The organism is Pseudomonas sp. AC532, assembly GCF_979258965.1.
Map to the genome: position 1 here is coordinate 1,361,992 of NZ_OZ409888.1, position 22,092 is coordinate 1,384,083.

The 22,092-nt window shown below is 60.3% G+C and carries 23 protein-coding genes, 1 tRNA gene and 1 pseudogene; 7 read left to right on the forward strand and 18 right to left on the reverse strand.

What is annotated here, in order from left to right; genetic code table 11:
- Positions 1 to 20: 20 nt before the first annotated feature.
- Positions 21 to 1,079 carry a quinolinate synthase NadA gene (gene nadA / locus ACZ0AV_RS06515; RefSeq protein WP_499150285.1) on the reverse strand — a complete coding sequence of 353 codons (1,059 nt, stop codon included), beginning with the start codon at positions 1,077 to 1,079 and terminating at the stop codon, positions 21 to 23.
- Between the two features lie 427 nt (positions 1,080 to 1,506).
- Between nadA and ACZ0AV_RS06520 the strand changes: the two genes are divergently transcribed.
- Complete coding sequence (locus ACZ0AV_RS06520) at positions 1,507 to 2,526, forward strand: branched-chain amino acid aminotransferase (RefSeq protein ID WP_499150286.1); 1,020 nt, start codon at positions 1,507 to 1,509, stop codon at positions 2,524 to 2,526.
- A gap of 132 nt (positions 2,527 to 2,658) precedes the next feature.
- Here the strand turns inward: ACZ0AV_RS06520 and ACZ0AV_RS06525 are convergent.
- The 15 genes from ACZ0AV_RS06525 to aspS form a co-directional block, all read right to left on the reverse strand.
- Positions 2,659 to 2,734: transfer RNA gene (locus tag ACZ0AV_RS06525), tRNA-Lys, on the reverse strand.
- 60 nt (positions 2,735 to 2,794) lie between these two features.
- The gene (gene queC, locus ACZ0AV_RS06530; RefSeq protein ID WP_499150287.1) at positions 2,795 to 3,469 is read right to left on the reverse strand and encodes a 7-cyano-7-deazaguanine synthase QueC; all 675 of its coding nucleotides are present in this window, start codon (positions 3,467 to 3,469) and stop codon (positions 2,795 to 2,797) included.
- A 1-nt stretch (position 3,470) separates the two neighbouring features.
- Positions 3,471 to 4,118: a 7-carboxy-7-deazaguanine synthase QueE gene (gene queE / locus ACZ0AV_RS06535; RefSeq protein ID WP_499150288.1), complete on the reverse strand. Its 648-nt coding sequence runs from the start codon at positions 4,116 to 4,118 to the stop codon at positions 3,471 to 3,473.
- Between the two features lie 190 nt (positions 4,119 to 4,308).
- On the reverse strand, positions 4,309 to 5,130 hold the full coding sequence (ybgF, locus tag ACZ0AV_RS06540) for a tol-pal system protein YbgF (RefSeq protein ID WP_499150289.1): 822 nt from the start codon (positions 5,128 to 5,130) through the stop codon (positions 4,309 to 4,311).
- 6 nt (positions 5,131 to 5,136) lie between these two features.
- The gene (pal, locus tag ACZ0AV_RS06545; protein WP_042553163.1) at positions 5,137 to 5,634 is read right to left on the reverse strand and encodes a peptidoglycan-associated lipoprotein Pal; all 498 of its coding nucleotides are present in this window, start codon (positions 5,632 to 5,634) and stop codon (positions 5,137 to 5,139) included.
- A 57-nt stretch (positions 5,635 to 5,691) separates the two neighbouring features.
- The gene (gene tolB, locus ACZ0AV_RS06550) at positions 5,692 to 6,990 is read right to left on the reverse strand and encodes a Tol-Pal system beta propeller repeat protein TolB (RefSeq protein ID WP_499150290.1); all 1,299 of its coding nucleotides are present in this window, start codon (positions 6,988 to 6,990) and stop codon (positions 5,692 to 5,694) included.
- On the reverse strand, positions 6,987 to 8,000 hold the full coding sequence (gene tolA, locus ACZ0AV_RS06555) for a cell envelope integrity protein TolA (protein ID WP_499153311.1): 1,014 nt from the start codon (positions 7,998 to 8,000) through the stop codon (positions 6,987 to 6,989). Before tolA ends, tolB begins: the two co-directional genes overlap by 4 nt.
- Complete coding sequence (gene tolR, locus ACZ0AV_RS06560; protein WP_192424948.1) at positions 7,997 to 8,455, reverse strand: protein TolR; 459 nt, start codon at positions 8,453 to 8,455, stop codon at positions 7,997 to 7,999. The genes tolA and tolR overlap by 4 nt, the downstream gene beginning before the upstream one ends.
- A gap of 33 nt (positions 8,456 to 8,488) precedes the next feature.
- Positions 8,489 to 9,160 carry a protein TolQ gene (tolQ, locus tag ACZ0AV_RS06565; protein ID WP_111462204.1) on the reverse strand — a complete coding sequence of 224 codons (672 nt, stop codon included), beginning with the start codon at positions 9,158 to 9,160 and terminating at the stop codon, positions 8,489 to 8,491.
- 32 nt (positions 9,161 to 9,192) lie between these two features.
- Positions 9,193 to 9,645 (reverse strand): tol-pal system-associated acyl-CoA thioesterase, encoded by a 453-nt coding sequence (gene ybgC / locus ACZ0AV_RS06570; protein WP_499150291.1) that lies wholly within the window; start codon positions 9,643 to 9,645, stop codon positions 9,193 to 9,195.
- Positions 9,646 to 9,695: 50 nt separating this feature from the next.
- The gene (gene ruvB, locus ACZ0AV_RS06575; protein WP_499150292.1) at positions 9,696 to 10,751 is read right to left on the reverse strand and encodes a Holliday junction branch migration DNA helicase RuvB; all 1,056 of its coding nucleotides are present in this window, start codon (positions 10,749 to 10,751) and stop codon (positions 9,696 to 9,698) included.
- Positions 10,752 to 11,357 carry a Holliday junction branch migration protein RuvA gene (gene ruvA, locus ACZ0AV_RS06580; protein ID WP_499150293.1) on the reverse strand — a complete coding sequence of 202 codons (606 nt, stop codon included), beginning with the start codon at positions 11,355 to 11,357 and terminating at the stop codon, positions 10,752 to 10,754.
- A 96-nt stretch (positions 11,358 to 11,453) separates the two neighbouring features.
- Positions 11,454 to 11,978, reverse strand: coding sequence for a crossover junction endodeoxyribonuclease RuvC (ruvC, locus tag ACZ0AV_RS06585; RefSeq protein WP_499150294.1), 525 nt, complete (start codon positions 11,976 to 11,978; stop codon positions 11,454 to 11,456).
- Positions 11,979 to 12,167: 189 nt separating this feature from the next.
- Complete coding sequence (locus ACZ0AV_RS06590) at positions 12,168 to 12,914, reverse strand: YebC/PmpR family DNA-binding transcriptional regulator (protein ID WP_499150295.1); 747 nt, start codon at positions 12,912 to 12,914, stop codon at positions 12,168 to 12,170.
- 219 nt (positions 12,915 to 13,133) lie between these two features.
- Positions 13,134 to 14,909 (reverse strand): aspartate--tRNA ligase, encoded by a 1,776-nt coding sequence (gene aspS, locus ACZ0AV_RS06595; protein ID WP_499150296.1) that lies wholly within the window; start codon positions 14,907 to 14,909, stop codon positions 13,134 to 13,136.
- A gap of 284 nt (positions 14,910 to 15,193) precedes the next feature.
- On the opposite strand from aspS, the gene ACZ0AV_RS06600 reads away from it, so the two are divergent.
- The 3 genes and pseudogenes from ACZ0AV_RS06600 to ACZ0AV_RS06610 all read left to right on the forward strand — a co-directional run bounded on the left by ACZ0AV_RS06600 (position 15,194) and on the right by ACZ0AV_RS06610 (position 16,524).
- Positions 15,194 to 15,664: a Dps family protein gene (locus ACZ0AV_RS06600; protein WP_499150297.1), complete on the forward strand. Its 471-nt coding sequence runs from the start codon at positions 15,194 to 15,196 to the stop codon at positions 15,662 to 15,664.
- 257 nt (positions 15,665 to 15,921) lie between these two features.
- Positions 15,922 to 16,242 (forward strand): annotated as a pseudogene (locus ACZ0AV_RS06605) (cold shock domain-containing protein membrane protein); the annotation flags it as partial.
- A 57-nt stretch (positions 16,243 to 16,299) separates the two neighbouring features.
- On the forward strand, positions 16,300 to 16,524 hold the full coding sequence (locus ACZ0AV_RS06610) for a cold-shock protein (protein WP_167359775.1): 225 nt from the start codon (positions 16,300 to 16,302) through the stop codon (positions 16,522 to 16,524).
- Between the two features lie 59 nt (positions 16,525 to 16,583).
- Here ACZ0AV_RS06610 and ACZ0AV_RS06615 read toward each other — a convergent pair whose 3' ends face one another.
- Positions 16,584 to 16,790, reverse strand: coding sequence for a SlyX family protein (locus ACZ0AV_RS06615; protein ID WP_499150298.1), 207 nt, complete (start codon positions 16,788 to 16,790; stop codon positions 16,584 to 16,586).
- Complete coding sequence (locus tag ACZ0AV_RS06620; RefSeq protein WP_499150299.1) at positions 16,787 to 17,215, reverse strand: HIT family protein; 429 nt, start codon at positions 17,213 to 17,215, stop codon at positions 16,787 to 16,789. Before ACZ0AV_RS06620 ends, ACZ0AV_RS06615 begins: the two co-directional genes overlap by 4 nt.
- A 668-nt stretch (positions 17,216 to 17,883) precedes the next feature.
- Here ACZ0AV_RS06620 and ACZ0AV_RS06625 point away from each other — a divergent pair.
- From ACZ0AV_RS06625 to ACZ0AV_RS06635, 3 genes are all read left to right on the forward strand, one after another.
- Complete coding sequence (locus tag ACZ0AV_RS06625; protein WP_499150300.1) at positions 17,884 to 19,146, forward strand: OprD family porin; 1,263 nt, start codon at positions 17,884 to 17,886, stop codon at positions 19,144 to 19,146.
- A 255-nt stretch (positions 19,147 to 19,401) separates the two neighbouring features.
- Positions 19,402 to 21,117 (forward strand): proline--tRNA ligase, encoded by a 1,716-nt coding sequence (locus ACZ0AV_RS06630; protein WP_499150301.1) that lies wholly within the window; start codon positions 19,402 to 19,404, stop codon positions 21,115 to 21,117.
- Between the two features lie 17 nt (positions 21,118 to 21,134).
- On the forward strand, positions 21,135 to 22,091 hold the full coding sequence (locus ACZ0AV_RS06635) for a hypothetical protein (protein ID WP_499150302.1): 957 nt from the start codon (positions 21,135 to 21,137) through the stop codon (positions 22,089 to 22,091).
- Position 22,092 lies beyond the last annotated feature (1 nt).

Below are 22,092 nucleotides of genomic sequence, written 5' to 3' on the forward strand. Positions count from 1 at the left end.
CCGCTGCCCCTGGCCACCGATCAGGCGTTACCTGCCAGCTTCAGCCGTGCGGCCTGGGTGAAATCCAGCATGCGCTTGAGCGGCTTGATCGCACGCGGGATCAGCGCCGGGTCGACAAACACTTCGTTACTGCCTTCGCGCAGGCACTGCAGCGTACGTTGCAGGGTGTTCATCGCCATCCACGGGCAATTGGCGCAACTGCGGCAGGCGGCGCCGTTACCGGCAGTCGGTGCGGCAACGAATTCCTTGTCCGGGCACAGCTGCTGCATCTTGTAGAAGATGCCGCGGTCGGTGGCGACGATGAAGGTCTTGTTGGGCATGCGCTGGGCCGCAGCGATCAACTGGCTGGTCGAACCCACCGCATCGGCGAGGTCGATCACCGCCGTCGGCGACTCCGGGTGCACCAGCACCGCTGCGTCCGGGTACAGCGCCTTCATTTCTTCCAGCTGGCGGGCCTTGAACTCCTCGTGAACGATGCAGGCACCGTCCCAGAGCAGCATGTCGGCGCCGGTCTTGTTCTGGATGAAACGGCCCAGGTGCTGATCCGGCGCCCAGATGATGCTCTCGCCGTTGTCCATCAGGTGCTCGACGATCTCGACCGCGCAGCTGGACGTCACCACCCAGTCGGCGCGTGCCTTCACCGCGGCCGAAGTGTTGGCATATACCACCACGGTGCGCTGCGGGTGCTGGTCACAGAACGCCGCGAACTCATCGACCGGGCACCCCAGGTCCAGCGAACAGGTGGCCTCCAGCGTCGGCATCAGCACGCGCTTCTCGGGGTTGAGGATCTTTGCCGTCTCACCCATGAACTTGACGCCGGCGACCAGCACGGTCTGCGCCGAGTGCTGATTGCCGAAGCGGGCCATTTCCAGCGAGTCGGACACACAGCCGCCGGTTTCTTCGGCCAGCGCCTGCAGCACTGGGTCACAATAGTAGTGGGCGACCAGAACGGCGTTCTGGCGCTTCAGCTCTTGCGCAATTTCGTCACGGTAGAACGCTTCCTGCTCCGCCGTCAGCGTCTCTGGCTGCTTGGCATCAAGATGAGCCTGGACAAGAAGTCGTTCGGCAATCTGCGTCATGTCGTGAGGCCCTATCGAGGTCTATCAGCACGGAACCTGGAGTATATCGCCAGACGATAACGGCTGGTCGGTAAACGCCTGGGGCGTCACGTATTGAACAGCAGCATACTGCCAACAGTGCGCGGGCGCGCATGGTAAGGGCATTGTCAGGCCTTTTTCAATCGCGCGGGCGACCTCGCATCGCCGCACAGGTTGATCGCCACGGTAAACCGCCGCATCATCAGCATCAGAACACACCCGCCTGGCCGAGCGACAGTCACCGGGAAGACTGAGAGGCCATGAAATGGGGCAATTGCCCTCACCTGGCACCCAGGTTCAGCATGGCAGCGGCCGAACACGGCCGCGGCATGGATTACCGTATTACCACCCTGGAAAAAACATCGGCCACGCGCGCGCCCGCAGTGGTCGTACAGCGATTGAGGATGTCATGGCTTACGAAAGCATCGAATGGGACAAGTTGGGTTTCGACTACATCAAGACCGATCAGCGCTACCTGTCGCACTGGCGTGACGGCGAGTGGGATCAGGGCACGCTGACCGAAGACAACGTACTGCACATCAGCGAAGGCTCCACGGCGCTGCACTACGGCCAGCAGTGCTTCGAAGGCCTCAAGGCCTACCGCTGCAAGGACGGCTCGATCAACCTGTTCCGCCCGGATCAGAATGCCCTGCGCATGCAGCGCAGCTGCGCGCGCCTGCTGATGCCAGCACCAACGAGCGAACAGTTCATCGAGGCCTGCAAGCAGGTGGTGCGCGCCAACGAGCGTTTCATCCCGCCTTATGGCTCCGGCGGCGCGCTGTATCTGCGTCCGTTCGTGATCGGCGTGGGCGACAACATTGGCGTGCGTACCGCCCCCGAGTTCATCTTCTCGGTGTTCTGCATCCCGGTAGGCCCATACTTCAAGGGCGGCATGAAGCCGAACAATTTCGTGATCTCCGGCTATGACCGCGCAGCGCCACAGGGCACCGGCGCCGCCAAGGTTGGCGGCAACTACGCTGCCAGCCTGATGCCGGGCTCCCAGGCCAAGAAGAACAACTTCGCCGACTGCATCTACCTCGATCCGCAGACCCACACCAAGATCGAGGAAGTGGGCTCGGCGAATTTCTTCGCCATCACCCACAACGATGAATTCGTCACCCCTAAATCGCCATCGGTATTACCGGGTATCACCCGTTTGTCACTAATCGAACTGGCGCAAAGCCGCTTGGGCCTCAAGGTCATCGAAGGCGACGTGTTCATTGATCGCCTGGGCGAGTTCAAGGAAGCGGGCGCTTGTGGCACCGCTGCCGTGATCACCCCGATCGGCGGTATCGAGTACCAGGGCAAGCTCCATGTGTTCTACAGCGAGACCGAGGTCGGCCCGACCATCAGCCGCCTTTATAGCGAACTGACTGGCGTGCAATCCGGCGATGTGGAAGCACCGCAAGGCTGGATCGTCAAAGTCTGATGCGGCGCACTGGCGAGCCTTGCGGGGCTCGCCAACACTCGCTGTAAGGCTGCATGCCAGCAGAAACGAAAAAGCCCGGATCCTTTGCGAGGTCCGGGCTTTTTTGTGCGCCTTCATCTGGAAGGCTTGAGATGGTGGGTCGTGTAGGATTCGAACCTACGACCAATTGGTTAAAAGCCAACTGCTCTACCAACTGAGCTAACGACCCGTTGTGCGAGCGGTATGATACTGATTTAATTCAGGAATTCAACACCCGCCGAAAAATATTTTACTGGTAGCGGGTTGGGTCGGGCACACCGGCAGCGGCGAAGCCGGCAGAGCGAAGACGGCAGCTGTCGCATGTGCCGCATGCACGACCATCCGCGTCGGCGAGGTAGCAGGAGACGGTCAAGGCGTAATCTACGCCCAGTCGCGAACCTGCCTGGACGATCTGCGCCTTGCTCATCATCTGCAGCGGGGCCTGGATGCGGATGGCCTGCCCTTCCACGCCCATACGGGTTGCCAGGTTGGCGACCCGCTCGAATGCCTCGACGAACGCCGGGCGGCAATCCGGGTAGCCGGAGTAATCCACCGCGTTGACGCCAATGAAAATATCCTGCGCCTCCAGCACCTCGGCCCAGCCCAGCGCCAACGCCAGAAACACGGTATTGCGCGCCGGCACGTAGGTCACCGGGATGCCAGTGGTCGGGCTCTGTGGCACATCAATGCTCGAGTCGGTCAGTGCCGAGCCGCCGATACCGCCCAGATCCATGCCGATCACCTTGTGCTCGATGACTCCCAGCTGCCGGGCAACCCGTTCGGCAGCCTGCAGCTCGGAGCGGTGCCGCTGACCATAGTCGAAGCTCATGCTGTAGCAGCTGTAGCCCTGTTCCCGGGCCATGGCGACGACCGTCGCGGAATCGAGGCCGCCGGACAACAGGATGACCGCTTTCTTTTCACTCATGTCAGTGCCCCGGCTCATCGTTCCAGAGAATCTTGTGCAACTGCAGCTGCATGCGTACAGGCAAGTTATCGGCGATCACCCATTCGGCCAATTGTCGACCGCTCACCTCCTGGTGACTGGGCGAGAACAGCACCTCATCGACGCGATCAGCCAGGCCATACTGAATGAGCTTGCTCACCGACCAGTCGTAGTCTTCGCGCGAGCAGATCACGAATTTCACCTGATCGCGCGGTAGCAGGTACTCGATGTTTTCGTAGCGATTACGCCCGACCTCGGCCGAGCCTGGGGTCTTCAGATCGACGACCTTGCTTACGCGCGGATCGACGGCGGAAACGTCGAGCGCACCACTGGTTTCCAGCGACACCTCATAACCGGCGTCGCACAGGCGCTCAAGCAGGGGAATGCAATTGGGTTGTGCCAGCGGCTCGCCACCGGTTACGCATACATAGCGCGGCCGATAGCCCGCAACCTGCTGGAGAATGGCATCCAGCGAAAGGATTTCGCCACCACTGAAGGCGTAGGCGGTGTCACAGTATTGACAGCGCAGGGGGCAGCCGGTCAGGCGTACGAATACCGTCGGCAAGCCGGCAGTACGCGTTTCCCCCTGCAGCGAGAAAAAGATCTCGGTGATGCGCAGGGTTTCTTTCATAAGGGCCACGGGCGTGACGGCGAAACAGGCCATCCGCCTCCGTTGCGGAAAAGGACGGCGATTCTAAACGAAAACATGGCCGGCCGGGCATCTTCGAGGATCCGAGGGTTTCTCGAAGCTACCCTGCTCAAAAACTGAAGCGCACAAAAAACCCGCGGCAGGCGCGGGTTGATCGATTACCGCAGGCGGTCTACTGGATTCGCTGCAGGTCACGCTGCGCCAGCTGTGCGGCGGAGGTGCCGGGGTACTGCGCGATAACCTGCTGCAGGATGCCCTTGGCCTTGTCGTTGTTGCCCATGCGGATTTCCACATCGGCCAGCTTGAACAGCGAATCGGGCACCTTGGAGTGCTGCGGGTAGGCCTGGCCTACTTTGGCAAAGGCCTGGCTCGCGCCCGGCAGGTCGCCTTTGGCAAGATTGACCTCGCCGAGCCAGTATTGGGCATTGCCGGCATACTGACTGTTCGGATAGCGACGCAGGAACGCGGCGAAAGCCTGGCTTGCCTTGTCGAAGTCCTTGGCTTTGATCAGGTCGAAGGCTGCATCGTAAAAGAGCTTTTCCTTCGCCGGATCAGCGGGTTCGCCGGAGGCTTGCGCCTGCCCTGCAGCACCTGCTGGAGAACCACCTGCACCGGTACCGGCGCCTGCGGCTGGAGAATTCTGTGTAGCTGCTGCAGCACCAGCTGCGGCACCACTGCTCATACGCTTGTCAAGTTCCTGGTAACGTTCCAGGCCTTCTTGTTTCAAACGCTGAATCTCGTTCTGCTGCTCTTCAAGCATCCCCCGCAGCTGAGCAATTTCCTGCTGCATCTGCTGGAGCTGACTGAACAGCATGCCCTGCGCTGTCGATGGGGTTTGCACCCCACCGCCAGCGTAGGCGCCAGACGTGCCGTAACCGGCATTCGGGTTGCCACCACCGTTACCGGTGCTGCCATCCTGTACGGGAATCTGAGCCCAGACCGCAAGCGGCAGGCTCAGCGCCATAACGGTTACTACACGCTGGCAAATTCGCATATCGAATTACTTACGCAGTTCGACGCGACGGTTCTGAGCCCAGGATTGCTCGTCGTTGCCAGTGGCAACAGGACGCTCTTCACCGTAGGAAACCAGTTCCAGCTGAGCAGGGGAAACACCCTGCAGTACCAGGTAACGCTGAACGGCCTTGGCGCGACGCTCGCCCAGAGCCATGTTGTATTCGCGGGTACCGCGCTCGTCAGCGTGGCCTTCCAGGACGACGCGAGCGCCATTGCCTTTCAGATCCTTGGCGTGAACGTCCAGAGCGCGCATGGCTTCCGGCTTCAGGTCAGAGCTGTCGTATTCGAAGTAGAAAGTGGTGATAGCGCGCAGAGCGGCTTCTTCACTCAGGCTGCCGTCGACGGCGCCGGTGTTTGCACCGTAGCCAGCGTTCGGGTCTACAGCGCCTTCGCCAGCGGTGTCACCGCCTTTGGAGGAACAGCCAACAGCCACGGCGAGAGCCAGGCTCAGTGCAGCAAACTTGCCAAATTTCAGCATTTCCATGTGTAACTCCTAATGAACCCCAGTGTGTTAAGCATCAAACAGGTAAAGCACCGCGCATCAGTTCAGGAAGGGGGACCAGGATGGCTCTCGAACTTCGCCTTGAGCGGTAGGTAGAGGGAGCCTAACGCGACCGTTAACGGACGCTAACATCAGGACTCCCCGCCCCTGCTGGCGGGTAGCGTAGATTATCATGGTGCCGTTGGGCGCAACAGTAGGCGACTCATCCAAACTTGTGTCGGAAAGAATTCGCAGATTGCCACGCTCAAGATCCTGTGCGGCTACCTTGAACACGGTGTAACCATCCTGGCGATGGATCATCACCAGGGTCTTTTCGTCAGCAGACAATTTAGGGTTGGCATTGTAGTTGCCGACGAAGGTCACTCGTTCGACCGCACCAGAACTGATGTTGGTCTTGTAAATCTGTGGTTTGCCAGAGCGGTCAGACGTGAAATAGATGGTCTGGCCGTCCTTGCCCCAGAAGGGCTCGGTATCGATGGCGGAATGATTGGTGATGCGGCGCAGGTTTCGCGAACCCATGTCCATGACATAGATTTCCGGGTTGCCATCTCGCGACAGCGTGAACGCCAGGCGGCTACCGTCCGGCGACCAGGACGGTGCACCGTTCAGACCTTCGAAGTTGGTGATCTGCTCGCGACGCCCGGTATCGATGTGCTGGACGAAGATGCGTGGGCGCTTCTGCTCGAACGACACGTAGGCGATACGCTTGCCATCCGAGGCGAACGACGGCGACAGGATTGGCTCGCGCGATTGCAGCAGGGTAACTGCACGCGCGCCGTCGTAGTCCGAACGCTGAAGGGTGTAACGGGTGTTGTTCACCCCGAAACGCTCTGCCGTGACGTAAAGCATGCGGGTCGAGAAGGCACCCTTGACGCCGGTGAGCTTCTCGAACGACTGGTCGGCGATATGGTGAGCCATGTCGCGCAGCTGATCGACGCCACCGCCGACGTTGCCCGTCAGCACCTGTTGTTCGGTAGCGACGTTGAACAGGGCGAACTGCACCTGCAGACGCGCACCATTGGGGACGATATTGCCAACCAGCACGTACTGCGCCCCCAGGGCTTTCCAGTCGCGGTAGATGACTTCGCTGCCTTGAGTCGGCAGGCTGATCATGTTCTGACGCGGGATGGGCTCGAAGACACCCGAGTTGCGCAGGTCATTGCCAACGATGGTGGCGATATCCTCGGGCAGCACATTGCCGCCCTGCCAGCCAAACGGCACCACGGCAATTGGCGTGGCGCGGTCAGTACCGCTGCTGATCACCAGCGGATCAGCCGCCTGCACGGTACCGACCAGCATGGCCAGGCCCAGTACAACGATTCGCATCAGGGTATTCACAGACCTAAATCCTCCGGTTTGAAGACGGCACGACGCTGCCGGTAAAGCCGATCGAACGTGGCACGATCAAGTTGCTGCATTTCCGCAATGCGCCCCACGTTGCGCACTGCCTGCACTGCCGAGCTGTCAAACGGTGAATCACCACTGGAGCGGCTGACGCTGGCATTGGTGATGGTGCCATCGGGCAACATCTCGATCAGCACTTCCACGCTCATGCCATTGCGCGCCGACGGCGGACGCCGCCACTGCTCACTGACCAGCTTGACGATAAGGTCATCCAGACTACCGGCGACCTCATCACCCTGTGTCTCGGCCAATGCCTGCTGCCGCTCGGTGTCTTCGGACAGCAATTCGGCCAGCGCCGCTGCCTTCTTGTCCTCTACCGCCTTGCGCTCGGCTGCCTGGGCGTTGGCTTTTTTCTTGGCATCCTCTGCAGCTTTTTTCTTCGCTGCATCGGCTGCGGCTTTCTTCTTGGCCTCTTCGGCTGCCTTTTTCTTGGCATCTTCAGCGGCTTTCTTCTTCGCCTCTGCGTCGGCGGCCTTCTTCTTGTCGGCCTCCAGCGCAGCTTTTACCTTGGCAACGTCAGCAAGTTTCTTCTGCTCGGCGGCTTTTGCCGCTGCATCGGCCTCTGACTTTTTCGCTGCATCGGCCTTTCGAGCTTCCTCGACTTTCTTTTGTTCCGCTGCTTTCGCGGCCTGCTGCTTCTGCGCCTCGGCCTGCGCCTGCTTTTCCTGCTCGGCTTTCTTCTGTTCGAGCTGTTCGGTCTCGAACTGCGGCGCCGCGGTTTTCTTCGCTTCGCCAGCTATCTTCTGGTTGGTCTGGGTCGTGGCCTGGCTCTGCGACTTCAACTGATACAGGGTAGCCTGCACGATCGGCCTTGCTGGCGGCAGCTCGGGTGCGAAGGCAAAACTGACGAACAGCATGGCGAACATCAGCGCGTGCAGCCCTACGGCCCAGATAACCGGCCAGAACAGGCTTTGCGAAGGTGAGCGTTCACGCTGCTGCATCAGGGCGCCTCGGTAATCAAGCCGACGTTACCCACGCCAGCCTGCTGCAAGCCGCCCATGGCGGACATCACGGTGCCGTAATCGACCGCCTTGTCGCCACGCACGAACACCTGAACCTGCTTACCCTGGCTGCGGGTCTGGTTGATGATGGCGGTGACCGCGCGGGTCATCTCGTCAAGGGTCAACGCGCGATCCTGCACGGTATCGGTATCGACCTCCGAGCCCATGTTCCAGTAGTAGGACTTGTCCGACTTGATGGAAATGGTCAACACCTGGGAATCGTTGTCCTGAGGCAGCACTTCGCTGCTGACCTGCGGCAGGTCGACCTTGACCCCCTGGTTGAGCATCGGCGCCGTCACCATGAAGATGACCAGCAGCACCAACATCACGTCGATGTAGGGCACCACGTTCATCTCGGCGACGGGCTTGCGTCTGTTGCGAATTCTGGCTCTGGCCATGGTAGTGAAACCTGTGTTGAGTGCGCCGGAGGCTTATTCTTCGCTGCTGTGTACTTTGCGGTGCAGGATCGCCTGGAATTCGTCGGCGAACATGTAGTAGCGCGAGATCAGCATTTCACCGCGGGCAGCGAACCGGTTGTAGGCAATAACCGCGGGGATGGCGGCGAACAGACCGATTGCCGTGGCGATCAGTGCCTCGGCAATGCCGGGTGCCACGGTGGCCAGGGTCGCCTGCTGCACCTGGGCCAGGCCGCGGAACGAGTTCATGATCCCCCAGACAGTACCGAACAGACCGATGTACGGGCTGGTGGAACCGACGGTGGCCAGGAACGGCAGGCTCTGCTCGAGCTTTTCTTCCTCACGGGAAATCGCCACACGCATGGAGCGCGCAACGCCGTCCATCACCGCATCGGGGTCCATGCCCGGTTGCTGGCGCAGGCGAGAGAACTCCTTGAAACCGGCACGAAAAATCTGCTCCAGCCCCGAATCCGGATCGGGATTGCTGCCAGCCTGACGATACAGCTTGGACAGGTCGATACCCGACCAGAAGCGCTCCTCGAAGCTGTCCAGCGAGCGCTTGGCCGAGCGCAGGAAATTGCTGCGCTGGAAAATCATCACCCACGACATGACCGAGGCGGCCACCAGGGTGAGCATTACCAACTGCACCACCAGGCTGGCGTTGCTGATCAGACTCCACATCGACATGTGGTCAACGGCATTTGCGTTGGCTTCCACGCTTACTCTCCTGCAGTAAAGGTACCGGCACCCACCTGTTCGGCGAACGCAGTTCGCAAAGACAGAGGCATGGCCCGGGGTTTGAAATTATCGGCGCGCACACAGGCCACCAGAAACTGCCCTTCGCAGAGCAGCACGTTATCCGTCGCCCGCCTTACCTGTTGACGAAAGCGCAGGCTGGCACGGTTCAATTCACATACTTCGGCATTCACCAGCAATTCGTCGTCCAGCCGCGCCGGCGCGTGATAACGCGCCTCGCTGGAGTGCACGACGAATAACAGCCCCTCACCGGCCAGCACCGACTGGGCATAACCCAGTTCGCGCAGCCGCTCGGTGCGAGCCCGCTCCATGAATTTGAGGTAGTTGACGTAATAGACGACACCACCGGCATCGGTGTCTTCGTAGTAAACACGACAGCGATGGACAAAAGGCTGACCTGCGTATTGCGCGCGCATACTCTAGTGCCAGCCCCGAGTCTTGCCAATCGGCCGGGCAAGTATTTTTTTCATTGCCCTTCCCCACTGGTGAACAAATCGAGTGTCGGCCGTTCCTCCATGCGCTTTGGCGTATTGAGGCCGAAATGCAGATAAGCATGACGGGTGACCACGCGCCCCCTTGGCGTGCGCATGATGTAACCCTGCTGAATGAGATAGGGTTCCAGCACGTCTTCGATGGTGTGGCGCTCCTCGCTTATCGCGGCGGCCAGGCTGTCGACGCCTACGGGCCCGCCGTCGAACTTCTCGATCATGGTCAGCAGCAGGCGGCGATCCTGGTGATCGAAGCCGCGCTCGTCGACATCCAGCAGGTTCAATGCCAGGTCGGCGATCTGCCGGGTGATATCACCCTGGCCGCGCACTTCGGCGAAATCGCGCACGCGCCGCAGCAGGCGATTGGCGATTCGCGGCGTACCGCGGGCCCGGCGGGCGATCTCGTATGCGCCCTGCGCCTCGATCGGCAGGCCGAGAATTCCGGCGGCCCGGGTGATGATGGTGGCCAGGTCCTCGGTACCGTAGAACTCAAGGCGCTGCACGATGCCGAAGCGGTCGCGCAGCGGGTTGGTCAGCATGCCGGCCCGGGTGGTGGCCCCCACCAGCGTGAAAGGCGGCAGGTCGAGCTTGATCGATCGCGCGGCAGGGCCTTCGCCAATCATGATATCGAGCTGAAAATCCTCCATGGCCGGGTACAACACTTCCTCGACGATGGGCGACAGACGATGAATTTCGTCAATGAACAGCACATCGCCGGGTTCAAGGTTGGTGAGCAGCGCGGCCAGATCACCGGGGCGCTCGAGCACCGGGCCGGAGGTGCTTTTGATGGAAACGTTCATTTCCTGGGCGATGATGTTTGCCAGGGTGGTCTTGCCCAGGCCTGGCGGGCCGAAGATCAGGGTGTGGTCGAGTGATTCCTTGCGACCGCGCGCAGCCTGGATGAACAACTCCATCTGCTCGCGAACAACGGGTTGGCCAATGTACTCGGCCAGGGTCAGGGGACGAATGGCACGGTCGACCTGCTCGTCGCGGTCGCGGCCGCCAGCCGTGACCAGCCTGTCTGCTTCGAGCATTTACAGCATTCCCTTCAGCGCGCGACGAATCATGTCTTCACTACTCAACCCATCTTCTTTGACTGCCGTGACGGCGCGACTGGCTTCCTGAGGCTTGTACCCCAGCGAGATGAGCGCACTTACCGCATCATTCTCCGCGCTTGAGACTGCGCCACCTGCACGAGGTTCAACCACCAGGTTGGCCATGCCGGGCACGGTTTCCCAAGCCTTGAAGCGATCCTTGAGCTCGACCAGCAGCCGCTCGGCGGTTTTCTTGCCAACGCCCGGGATCTTCACCAGCGCGGCCGTGTCCTGCGCCTGGACGCAACGTACCAACTCATCGACCTCCAGCCCGGACATCAGAGCAAGTGCCAGCTTCGGACCGACACCGTTGAGGCGGATCAGCTCGCGAAACAGCTCACGCTCACGCTTCTCGAAAAAGCCGTACAACAGATGGGCATCCTCGCGCACCACCAGGTGCGTATGCAGCGTCAGAGGCTCACCCACGGCGGGCAAACGGTACAACGTGGTCATCGGGACTTCCAGTTCATAGCCCAGGCCATTCACATCCAGAATCAAATGCGGCGGCTGCTTTTCCGCCAGGGTGCCGCGTAAACGTCCGATCACCGGCGTATTCCTCAAGTAGAAAATTCAAGCCTGTTTGCAGCCCTGCAGACGAGGCAACCATAGGCCTAGGCCCACCCTTGCCGACCGGATAGGCGCTTACAAGCGAAGCCGGCCACCGCGCCGTTTGGCACCGGCCAGCCCATGCGGGATGAGACTCTGCCGATGGTGCGCATGGCACAATGCGATACCCAGCGCATCCGAGGCGTCGATCTGAGGTTTCTGCACCAGCTTGAGCAAGTGCATGACCATCATCTGCACCTGCTCCTTGTCGGCCCCACCCGTACCGACTACCGCCTGCTTGACCTGGGTCGCGGTGTACTCGCTGACCTCCAGGCCGGCCTCGACCGCAGCGACGATGGCGGCACCGCGTGCCTGCCCGAGCTTGAGCGCAGAATCGGCATTACGCGCCATGAATACCTGTTCGATCCCCATGGTGACCGGTCCGAAGGTGCGAATTACCTCGCTGACGCCACGAAACACGATCTGCAGCCGCTCGGGCAGCGGCCCGCCGCCGGTACGAATGCAGCCCGAGGCCACGTATTCGCAGGTGCGCCCCGTATCGTGTATCACACCGTAGCCGGTAATGCGGGAGCCGGGGTCGATCCCCAGAATGAGCGTCATGCCAGTCTTCCATCAGTGGCATTGGCCACACTGTCTATTTATCCAGGCGCGAGTATAGGGTCGACGCACGGGCGCCGTCATCCAAAGGATTCACTCGACGTGCCAATGACACTCCGATTCTGGAAAGGCGCGCATAAAAAAGCCGGAAGCACCCAGCGGCGGCTTCCGGCCTTACAGCCTGTCGCAAGCCTAGCCGAGCTGCTCCATGATTTCGTCGGACACCTCGGCGTTGTGGTAGACGTTCTGCACGTCGTCCAAGTCTTCGAGCATGTCGATCAGCTTGAATACCTTCTGGGCCGTTTCCAGGTCGGTGATCGGCGCGCTGATCGATGGAATCATGGCGATGTCTGCCTCCTCGGCCTTGAGCCCGGCAGCCGCCAGCGCTTCATTGACGGCGTGAAACTCGGTGAAACTGGTCGATACCAGGGCATCCCCCTGCTCCCCCATTTCCACGTCGTCGGCGCCTGCTTCCAGGGCTGCCTCCATCAGCTCGTCCTCATTCACGGCGGCGAAGCTGATCTGCCCCTTGCGCTCGAACATGTAGGCGACCGAGCCGTCAGTACCCAGGTTGCCACCGCACTTGGTGAATGCATGGCGCACTTCGGCGGCGGTGCGGTTGCGATTGTCGGTCATCACCTCGACGATGATCGCCACACCGCTCGGCGCATAGCCTTCGTAGCTGAACTCGACGACATTGTCGGCTTCGTTGTTGCCGGCGCCGCGAGCGATGGCGCGATCAATGACGTCTCGCGACATGTTGTTGGTCAGCGCCTTGTCAACCGCCAGGCGCAGGCGCGGATTGTCAGCCGGGACCGGCCCGCCATGCTTGGCGGCGACTGTCAGCTCGCGGATGAGCTTGGTGAAGATCTTGCCGCGCTTGGCGTCCTGGCGGCCCTTGCGGTGCTTGATGTTGGCCCATTTGGAATGACCAGCCATAATTCACTCCATTTCCTTCAAATTAGATGGCAGCCGGCAAAAGCCGAGATGAGAACCGTCGCGAGCGCAGGTCAGGCAAGGCAGCACCCGCTCCCGGCGGGCTGCTGCATTCACCACATCCTTGTGGATCGCGGAAAGCAGTGAGAAAGCGCAGTTTGCTGTAGCAAATGAGCATTTCGAACTGCTTTCCAACGCAGCATGACCAAGTGCAGCAGGTTATCACTCGGCCTTGGGTTGCTCGCGCAGACGGATGTGCAGCTCGCGCAGCGACTTGCCGTCCACCACACCCGGCGCCTGGGTCATGACACAGGCCGCGCTCTGGGTTTTCGGGAAGGCGATCACTTCGCGAATCGACGACGCACCGGTCATCAGCATCACCAGGCGGTCGAGGCCGAAGGCCAGGCCACCGTGGGGCGGGGCACCATATTTCAGAGCGTCGAGCAGGAAGCCGAACTTCTCCTGCTGCTCGTCTTCACTGATGCCCAATACGCGGAACACGGTCTGCTGCATGCCCTTGTCGTGGATACGGATCGAACCGCCGCCCAGCTCGGTGCCGTTGAGCACCAGGTCGTAAGCGCGCGACAGAGCGGCGGCCGGGTTGGCCTCCAGCTCTTCGGGCGAGCATTTCGGCGAGGTGAACGGGTGGTGCATGGCGGTCAGGCTGCCATCGTCGTTCTCTTCGAACATCGGGAAGTCGACGACCCACAGTGGCGCCCATTCGGCGGTCAGCAGGTTGAGGTCATGGCCAAGCTTGATCCGCAGTGCGCCCAGGGCATCGTTGACCACCTTGGTGCGGTCGGCACCAAAGAACACGATGTCACCGTCGACCGCACCGACGCGATCGAGAATGGTGTTGAGGTTCGGTTCGGCAATGTTCTTGACGATCGGCGACTGCAGCCCTTCGACGCCCTTGGCGCGCTCGTTGACCTTGATGTAGGCAAGACCCTTGGCACCGTAGTTGCCGACGAACTTCGTGTAGTCGTCGATCTGCTTGCGCGGCATGCTCGCCCCGCCCGGGACGCGCAGCGCGGCAACACGGCCTTTCGGGTCGTTGGCCGGACCGGAGAACACCTTGAAGTCGACATCCTTGAGCTGGTCGGCGACATCGACCAGTTCCATGGGGATGCGCAGGTCTGGCTTGTCCGAACCGAAGCGGCGCATGGCCTCGGCCAGAGTCATGTGCGGCAGCTCAGCGAACTCGACGCCCAGCACTTCCTTGAACAGGTTGCGGATCATGGTCTCGGTGAGGTGCATGATGTCCGCTTCATCGAGGAAGCTGGTCTCGATGTCGATCTGGGTGAATTCCGGCTGGCGATCGGCACGCAGGTCTTCGTCGCGGAAGCACTTGGCGATCTGGTAGTAACGGTCGAAGCCGGCGACCATCAGCAGTTGCTTGAACAGCTGAGGCGACTGCGGCAGGGCAAAGAAACTGCCGGCGTGGGTACGGCTCGGCACCAGGTAGTCACGCGCGCCTTCCGGCGTGGCGCGGGTGAGGATCGGCGTTTCCACGTCGAGAAAGCCATTTTCGTCCAGGTAGCGCCGAATGCTGCTGGTGATGCGCGAACGCAACTTCAGCTTCTCGGCCATTTCCGGGCGACGCAGGTCGATGAAGCGATAGCGCAGGCGCGTCTCTTCACCAACGTCCGTGTACTCGTTGAGCGGGAACGGCGGGGTTTCCGCCTCATTAAGTACTTGCAGCTCGTAACCGAGCACTTCGATGGCGCCACTGGCCATATTGGCATTGCGCGCGCCTTCTGGACGCAGGCGCACCTTGCCGGTGATCTTCACCACGTATTCGCTGCGCACGCGGTCAGCCTTGGCGAAGGTGTCGGCACGATCCGGGTCGAACACCACCTGGGCCAGGCCTTCACGGTCACGGATGTCGAGGAAGATCACGCCACCGTGGTCACGGCGACGGTGAACCCATCCGCAGAGGGTGATTTCCTGGCCGTCCAGGCTTTCGTTCAACTGGCCGCAATAGTGGCTGCGCATCATGATCGGGTTCGCTTCTCTGATCGGTTCTGAATTCGTCGACATCGACTGCCACTGGGGCAAAGCGTCTGAGCCGCACGCGTGAAAAGGGCGAAATTATATAGGCTTTATTGACAGGGCGCAGCACGTGATGTGCGCCCGATCAGCTGCAAAAGAGTGGAACCTGACGTGCAATGATTGATTCCAAGCATGACCGTCATTGAGACGAACCCGGAGCATGTGACGAACGGCCATGATAGGCTTTTCGCTATCGACTCTTTACCCATTGGCCAATCAGGAGAGCAACCATGGAAATCAACATCGGAATCGCCGAACAGGATCGCGAAGCCATCGCCGAGGGCCTTTCTCGCCTTCTCGCCGACACCTACACCCTGTACCTGAAAACCCACAACTTCCATTGGAACGTGACCGGGCCGATGTTCAATACCCTGCACCTGATGTTCGAAGGTCAGTACACCGAGCTGGCACTGGCCGTGGACCAGATTGCGGAACGCATTCGCGCACTGGGCTTCCCCGCACCGGGCACTTATTCCGCCTACGCGCGTCTTTCTTCGATCAAGGAAGAAGAAGGCATTCCGACTGCCGATGAAATGATCAAGCTGCTGGTGCAAGGTCAGGAATCTGTCGTGCGCACCGCTCGCGGCATCTTCCCGCTGCTGGACAAGGTCAGTGACGAGCCGACCGCCGACCTGCTGACGCAGCGCATGCAGGTTCATGAAAAAACCGCCTGGATGCTGCGCAGCCTGCTCGCGTCCTGATACACCGAGAACGATGGCCGATCTTTTGCGGCCATCGTTTCTTTCTGCGACACCCGCCTCGCGCTGCAATGGCGCGCGGTAACAGCGCTTATTTGAGAAGCCCCCCTCTTTGCTGTTAAATACGCCCCGTGCCGTCATCCCGACTCATGGGATTGGCGCATAGGCTGGCCCTCTCGTCTATCCATCGCCCTTACATCTCGGCAAATCGCGTGGAGCCAGCTCTTCCTGGTGATCCTTTATCTAGTGAGTGCGTGAACATGTTGAAAATCGTCCACCTACTGGTAGGGCTTTGTGCCCTGCTGTTGTCCACCACACCCAGCCTGAGCGATCACGCCCAGCCGTTCCTGCAGCATCCGGACGCCCTGTGCCTGGCTCTCTTTGGCTTTCTCAATCTTCTCCTGGCCACGCAGTTCCCACTCTGGCACAGCAACCTTCGTCAACAACTGCAAAACCTGGTCTGCGCCCTGCTGATTCTCGGTACATTGCTGCAGGCGCTTATCCTCCTCGCTCCCCTGCCGTTGATAGCCGAACAACCGGCCCTGCTGTTCAGCCTGTTGATCATCGCCGCCGCCGTTGCCTTGCACCTGGCGACCAACTTGCGTTTCGACCGACACAAAGCGTCGGTTACGCAAGACCTGGGCGACCGCGAGACCGGCACGGTGAAGTGGTTCAACACCTCCAAGGGCTTCGGCTTTATCTCGCGTGACGCTGGCGAAGATATCTTCGTGCACTTTCGAGCCATCCGCGGTGAAGGTCATCGCGTTCTGGTAGAAGGTCAGCGCGTCGAGTTTTCCGTGATGCAGCGCGACAAGGGCCTGCAGGCAGAGGACGTGATCGCCGCCTTGCCAACCCGGCGCTGACGCGACACGCAGCAAAAAGCCCGCAGCGATGCGGGCTTTTTCATTTCAACAGGCAGGACTCAGTAATGAGGCGGAGGAGCTTCCTCCTGGGCTCCGGAGAAAGGGCCTGCCTCCTCCTGCCGCTTGGCCAGCGCCTGCATGTGCAACTGCAGACGCTCGATCAGTTTCTGCTGCTCCACCAGGGCATCGTTGAGCGCCTGAATGGTGTCATCCTGAAATGCCAGGCGACTTTCGAGCTCCACAATACGGTCTTCGAGCACCTTCATTCATTGCCCCCCAAGCGAAACTGCGCCGGCATCACCGAACGCAATCTGTCGCGCAACTCGGCAACCTGCTCCGACTCGTAAGGCTTGGCCGGGTGGCGACCCCATACCGGCGCCGGCCAGGCGTCATCACCGCGATAACGGACGATGACATGCATGTGCAGCTGGCTTACCACATTGCCCAGCGTGGCGATGTTGATCTTGTCCGCCTTGAACACATCCTTCAGCAGTTCAGCCAGCAACGTGGTCTCGCTCCACAACGCGCGCTGGTCCTCGACGCCCAGCTGAAACAGCTCGCTGACCTCCTCGCGACGTGGCACCAGGATGAACCACGGATAACGTGCATCATTGCTAAGCAGCAGGCGACTCAAGGGGAAATCCCCCAGCACAAAGGTGTCTTGCTGCAGACGGCTATCCAATTCGAACATCAATTCACTACTCCGTTGAAAGGTAGGCGCATCCCGTCAGGGGCAACCGGATAGGGGGGGCCAGCATACCTACCGGCAGTGGTGATTTTAAACCCAGGCATGGTTCGCACCAAAAAAGCGCACACACCGAGACCCCGCCTTTCGGGACGCACCAAGATTGTTCCCCAAAGTAAACATAAGGGAAACACCACCGCCCTCAATCAATACTCATTATCAGCAAAATGACTGAAAAGCTTGGTGACTACTAATAAGCAACCTACCGAAAAAGGGAGAAACTAAAAATTTACGTCGAGAATATGTATTTGCAGCGCTGCAAATGACCAATTTGTAACGCAAACCCTATTAATTGGAACCAAAAGCAATTTTGAGCACGAGTCTTGCTTTAGAGCCTTCAACGCTCCCTGCCAGCGCACTCAGGTAACGCGATTGCGCTGGATCGGAAGCTGAAAGGACAAGGGTGTGGCGCTTGTGGGATAAAAAACGGCGCTGGGAAGGCGAGGCACGCTCTTTATGGCGTGCAAAGTACGACCAGTGGATAGATTGAAACTATCGACTTACAAGGCGCCGTGCTATAAGTTCCATCCGACACAAAAAGAAATAGAGCTGCTCGCCATAACAACCAACTTGAGCAGCGGAAGTACTCTTCTAAACCAAAGGAGCAAATCACGATGCGAGTGATGAAGTGGAGCGTAATGGCCCTGGCAGTAGCCGCGGGTACCTCTCAAATGGCAGTGGCTTCGGACCAATCCGAATCCAAGGGTTTCGTCGAAGACAGCAGCCTGTCGCTCCTGGCGCGCAGCATGTACTACAACCGCGATGCCCGTAATGGTGCTTCTCGCGGCACCGAAGGCAACGGTTACTCCGAAGAGTGGGGCGCCAGCGCCCGCGCCATTTATGAGTCCGGTTTTACTCAAGGCACCGTAGGTTTCGGCGTCAACGCTTATGCTGGCGCGCTTTGGCAGTTGGACACCGGTAGCGGCCGCCGTGGCGTAGGCATGTTCCCCGAGAACGAAGGCAAGGACCTGAGCATCGCCAACGCAGCGGTCAAGGCGCGCTTCTCCAACACCGTCGTGACCTACGGTTCGCAAATGCCTGCTCTGCCGGTTCTGGCCTACGATGACGGCCGCCTGCTGCCGGAAACCTTCGAAGGCACCATGATCACCAGCACCGAGATCGAAGGTCTCGAGTTGAACGCCGGTCGTTTCACTGCTCAAAACGAAATGCGCCAATCCGGTCGCGATAGCATTCGACTGAAATCTATCAACGTATTCGGTGGCTCTTACTCCTTTACCGACGACCTGAGCGCTGCCCTGTACCACAGCGACCTGGAAGATCAGTACAAGCGCAATTACGCCAACCTGAACTACAACCTGCCACTGACCGAAGAACAGGCTCTGAGCTTCGACTTCAACATCTACGACAGCGATTATGATCGCGAAGTTGGTGGTGGCGATAACACCATCTGGAGCCTGGCGGCCAAATACAGCGTCGGCGCCCATGCCTTTACCATCGCTCACCAACGCAACACCGGCAGCCAAGGCTTCCTGTATGGCAACGGTGACGGCGGCGGCTCAATTTTCGTAGCCAACAGCTTCCTGTCCGACTTCAACCTGGAAGACGAGCGCTCCTGGCAAGCCAGCTATGACATCGACTTCGCAAGCTATGGCGTTCCTGGCCTGGCGTTCAAAACTGCCTATATCTGGGCGGACAACATCACCTCACGTGATGCCGGCGTGATCACTAACACCAACGGTAAAGAGCACGAGTTCTTCAACCAGGTGGCATACACCGTTCAGAGCGGTGCTGCCAAGGATCTGTCCTTCCGCCTGCGTGCCTCGCTGTTGCGTGCCAACTCCGAAGTTAGTGATGTCAACATCGACGACACCAACGAAGTTCGCTTCTACGTGAACTACCCGCTCAGCGTTCTGTAATCTCGCGCAAGCCTGACCGCAGTTCAAAAACCCGGCTTCGGCCGGGTTTTTTATTGGCTGTCCACTGAGCGATCTTGCGGTCGAAATGATGCGACCTGGCCTTAAGGCGTCCAGTTGCCAGGCAAAAGCGCCTGTCGAGGTCCGCCAGTTTTTTTACCAGGGCCATCGGGACTCTGCGTCCTATACGCCACAGAGCTGCCGCCGTACAATGCCGAGCCATAAAAATCCCCTTTGCAACCGACAGAACGGCCCATCATGCGTACCAGTCAGTTCCTGCTTTCGACCCTCAAAGAAACGCCTTCCGATGCTGTCGTCATCAGCCACCAGCTGATGCTGCGCGCAGGAATGATCCGCAAGCTCGCTTCCGGCCTGTACACCTGGCTGCCCATGGGCCTGCGCACCCTGCGCAAGGTCGAGAAGATCGTGCGCGAGGAGATGGATGCGGCTGGTGCCCTGGAAGTGCTGATGCCCGCCATTCAGCCTGCCGAACTGTGGCAGGAATCCGGCCGCTGGGTGCAGTACGGCCCCGAACTGCTGCGCGTGAAGGATCGCCATGATCGCGAGTTCTGCGTGGGCCCGACCCACGAAGAAGTCATCACCGACCTGGCCCGCAACGAGCTGAACAGCTACAAGCAGCTGCCGCTGAACCTGTACCAGATCCAGACTAAATTCCGCGACGAGATCCGCCCACGTTTCGGCCTGATGCGCGGCCGTGAATTCATCATGAAGGACGCCTACTCCTTCCATGCCGACCAGGCATCGCTGCAGCAGACCTACGACCGCATGCACCAGGCCTACTGCAATATCTTCACCCGCCTGGGCCTGAACTTCCGCCCGGTGGTGGCCGACAACGGCTCGATCGGCGGCGCTGGCTCCCACGAGTTCCACGTGCTGGCCGACTCCGGCGAAGACGATATCGTGTTCAGCAACGCGTCCGACTACGCGGCCAACATCGAAAAGGCCGAGGCGATTCCTCGCGAAACCGCCCGCCAGCCTGCTACCGAAGAGCTGCGCCTGGTCGACACGCCGAACGCAAAAACCATTCAGCAGCTGGTGGACGGCTACGACCTGCCCATCGAGCGCACCATCAAGACGCTGATCGTGCATGCCGAAGAAGAAGGCAAGCTGATCGCCCTGATCATCCGCGGCGATCACGAACTGAACGAAATCAAGGCGGGTAATCAGCCCGGCGTTGCCAGCCCGCTGGTCATGGCCTCCGATGCCGAATTGCGCGCTGCCATTGGCGCTGGCGCCGGTTCCCTGGGCCCGCTGAATCTGCCTTTGCCGATCATCATCGACCGTTCCGTGGAACTGATGAGCGATTTCGCCATTGGCGCCAACATCGACGACAAGCACTACTTCGGCGTGAACTGGGAGCGCGACCTGCCCGTTCCGACCGTCGCCGACCTGCGCAACGTGGTCGCCGGCGACCCGAGCCCGGATGGCCAGGGCACCCTGGAAATCAAGCGTGGCATCGAAGTCGGGCATATCTTCCAGCTGGGCACCAAGTACAGCGAATCGATGAATTGCCAGGTGCTGGGCGAAAATGGCAAGCCGGTCACCCTGAGCATGGGTTGCTACGGCATTGGCGTTTCCCGTGTGGTGGCTGCGGCCATCGAGCAGAACGCCGACGAGCGAGGCATCATCTGGAACGACACCCTGGCGCCCTTCCAGATCGCTCTGGTGCCGCTGCGCTACGAGACCGACGCAGTGCGCGAGGCGACCGACAAGCTGTATGCGCAGCTCACCGCCGCCGGCTTCGAGGTTTTGCTCGACGACCGTGACAAAAAGACCAGTCCGGGCATCAAATTCGCAGACATGGAACTGATCGGCATCCCGCATCGCATCGTGGTCAGCGACCGCGGCCTCGCCGAAGGCAACCTGGAATACAAGAGCCGGGTGGAAACCGAGGCTCAGCCGCTTGCGGTTGCCGAGGTCGTGCCGTTCCTCCAGAACCGTATCCGCCGCTGACCCGCCAAAGAGCCGTCATGTTCAAGCGAAGCACCCTACGTCTCCTCGGCGCCACCACCTGTGGCGCCCTCTTCCTCACGGGCTGTGCCAATCACCTGCCGCAGCGCAGTGAGCATGAAGAGCGCATCGAGCGGACATTGTTGAGCCACAGCCTGCAGATCGATGTCGGGCAGCCCCCGGTACTGGAACTGCCGCAACGGCGCGTGCGCGTGCATGAGCAGAAAGTCTTCGAGGTGACGCCGTTCGAGGTCACGCGCCATTACGACCGCTACACGCCTTACCAACCCTGGCGTGAATTGTACGAAGTGCCGCTGGGCGCAGTGGCCATCGTCGGCGGCGTGGGCGCCAACGTGCTTAACGTGGTAGCGCTGGGAACACTGCCGGATACCGCCACCAAAGACTGGATCAGCTATGGCGTGGCGGGTATCAATCCGTTCATGAACGTCGAGTCCAATGGCCGCTCCCAGCAGAACCTGGCCGGCATCGACGAAAAGCGCCGGGACACCCGAACCGATTACTCCAGCCTGCCCTGGGCAGAACGGCCGGTACTGGTCAAAGCCGGTGATCAGACTCACGAGCTGCTTACCGACCGCAACGGCGTGCTGAGGCTGAACCTGCTCGACGGCCCGTTCGCCGATCAGGACACCGCCCTCATCGGCACATTGCTGCTGACGGTGACCGATGATCAGGACTCGACCAGTACCGAGGCGACCCTGCTGGTCAGCCGCACTCTGCGCGGCAAGCTGCGCGAAGCACACGACCTGATCTATGACGACCTGGAAGGCGCGGAAGTGGAGCAGTGGGTGCACCGCGTCAAGCGCCTGTCCGAACTGGGGCTTGAAGAAGAAGCCAGCGAGCTCGAGCAAAGCCTGATCGAGCTGACCCGCAACGACCCGGAACTGCAGGCGGCGTTTCTCAAATCCTTGACGGAGGATGCAGGTCGACTGGTCGCCGACCCCGGCGAGGAGGATTGAC

Coding starts and splice junctions, on each gene's coding strand:
- nadA (WP_499150285.1), bottom strand. CDS start 1,079: ATGACGCAGATTGCCGAACGACTTCTTGTCCAGGCTCATCTTGATGCC.
- tolQ (WP_111462204.1), bottom strand. CDS start 9,160: ATGTCGATGTGGAGTCTGATCAGCAACGCCAGCCTGGTGGTGCAGTTG.
- ACZ0AV_RS06625 (WP_499150300.1), top strand. CDS start 17,884: ATGCGAGTGATGAAGTGGAGCGTAATGGCCCTGGCAGTAGCCGCGGGT.
- ACZ0AV_RS06630 (WP_499150301.1), top strand. CDS start 19,402: ATGCGTACCAGTCAGTTCCTGCTTTCGACCCTCAAAGAAACGCCTTCC.
- ruvB (WP_499150292.1), bottom strand. CDS start 10,751: ATGCTCGAAGCAGACAGGCTGGTCACGGCTGGCGGCCGCGACCGCGAC.
- ACZ0AV_RS06620 (WP_499150299.1), bottom strand. CDS start 17,215: ATGTTCGAATTGGATAGCCGTCTGCAGCAAGACACCTTTGTGCTGGGG.
- tolR (WP_192424948.1), bottom strand. CDS start 8,455: ATGGCCAGAGCCAGAATTCGCAACAGACGCAAGCCCGTCGCCGAGATG.
- ACZ0AV_RS06615 (WP_499150298.1), bottom strand. CDS start 16,790: ATGAAGGTGCTCGAAGACCGTATTGTGGAGCTCGAAAGTCGCCTGGCA.
- ACZ0AV_RS06520 (WP_499150286.1), top strand. CDS start 1,507: ATGGCTTACGAAAGCATCGAATGGGACAAGTTGGGTTTCGACTACATC.
- ACZ0AV_RS06600 (WP_499150297.1), top strand. CDS start 15,194: ATGGAAATCAACATCGGAATCGCCGAACAGGATCGCGAAGCCATCGCC.
- queC (WP_499150287.1), bottom strand. CDS start 3,469: ATGAGTGAAAAGAAAGCGGTCATCCTGTTGTCCGGCGGCCTCGATTCC.
- queE (WP_499150288.1), bottom strand. CDS start 4,118: ATGAAAGAAACCCTGCGCATCACCGAGATCTTTTTCTCGCTGCAGGGG.
- aspS (WP_499150296.1), bottom strand. CDS start 14,909: ATGATGCGCAGCCACTATTGCGGCCAGTTGAACGAAAGCCTGGACGGC.
- ruvC (WP_499150294.1), bottom strand. CDS start 11,978: ATGACGCTCATTCTGGGGATCGACCCCGGCTCCCGCATTACCGGCTAC.
- ybgF (WP_499150289.1), bottom strand. CDS start 5,130: ATGCGAATTTGCCAGCGTGTAGTAACCGTTATGGCGCTGAGCCTGCCG.
- ACZ0AV_RS06635 (WP_499150302.1), top strand. CDS start 21,135: ATGTTCAAGCGAAGCACCCTACGTCTCCTCGGCGCCACCACCTGTGGC.
- ybgC (WP_499150291.1), bottom strand. CDS start 9,645: ATGCGCGCGCAATACGCAGGTCAGCCTTTTGTCCATCGCTGTCGTGTT.
- pal (WP_042553163.1), bottom strand. CDS start 5,634: ATGGAAATGCTGAAATTTGGCAAGTTTGCTGCACTGAGCCTGGCTCTC.
- ACZ0AV_RS06590 (WP_499150295.1), bottom strand. CDS start 12,914: ATGGCTGGTCATTCCAAATGGGCCAACATCAAGCACCGCAAGGGCCGC.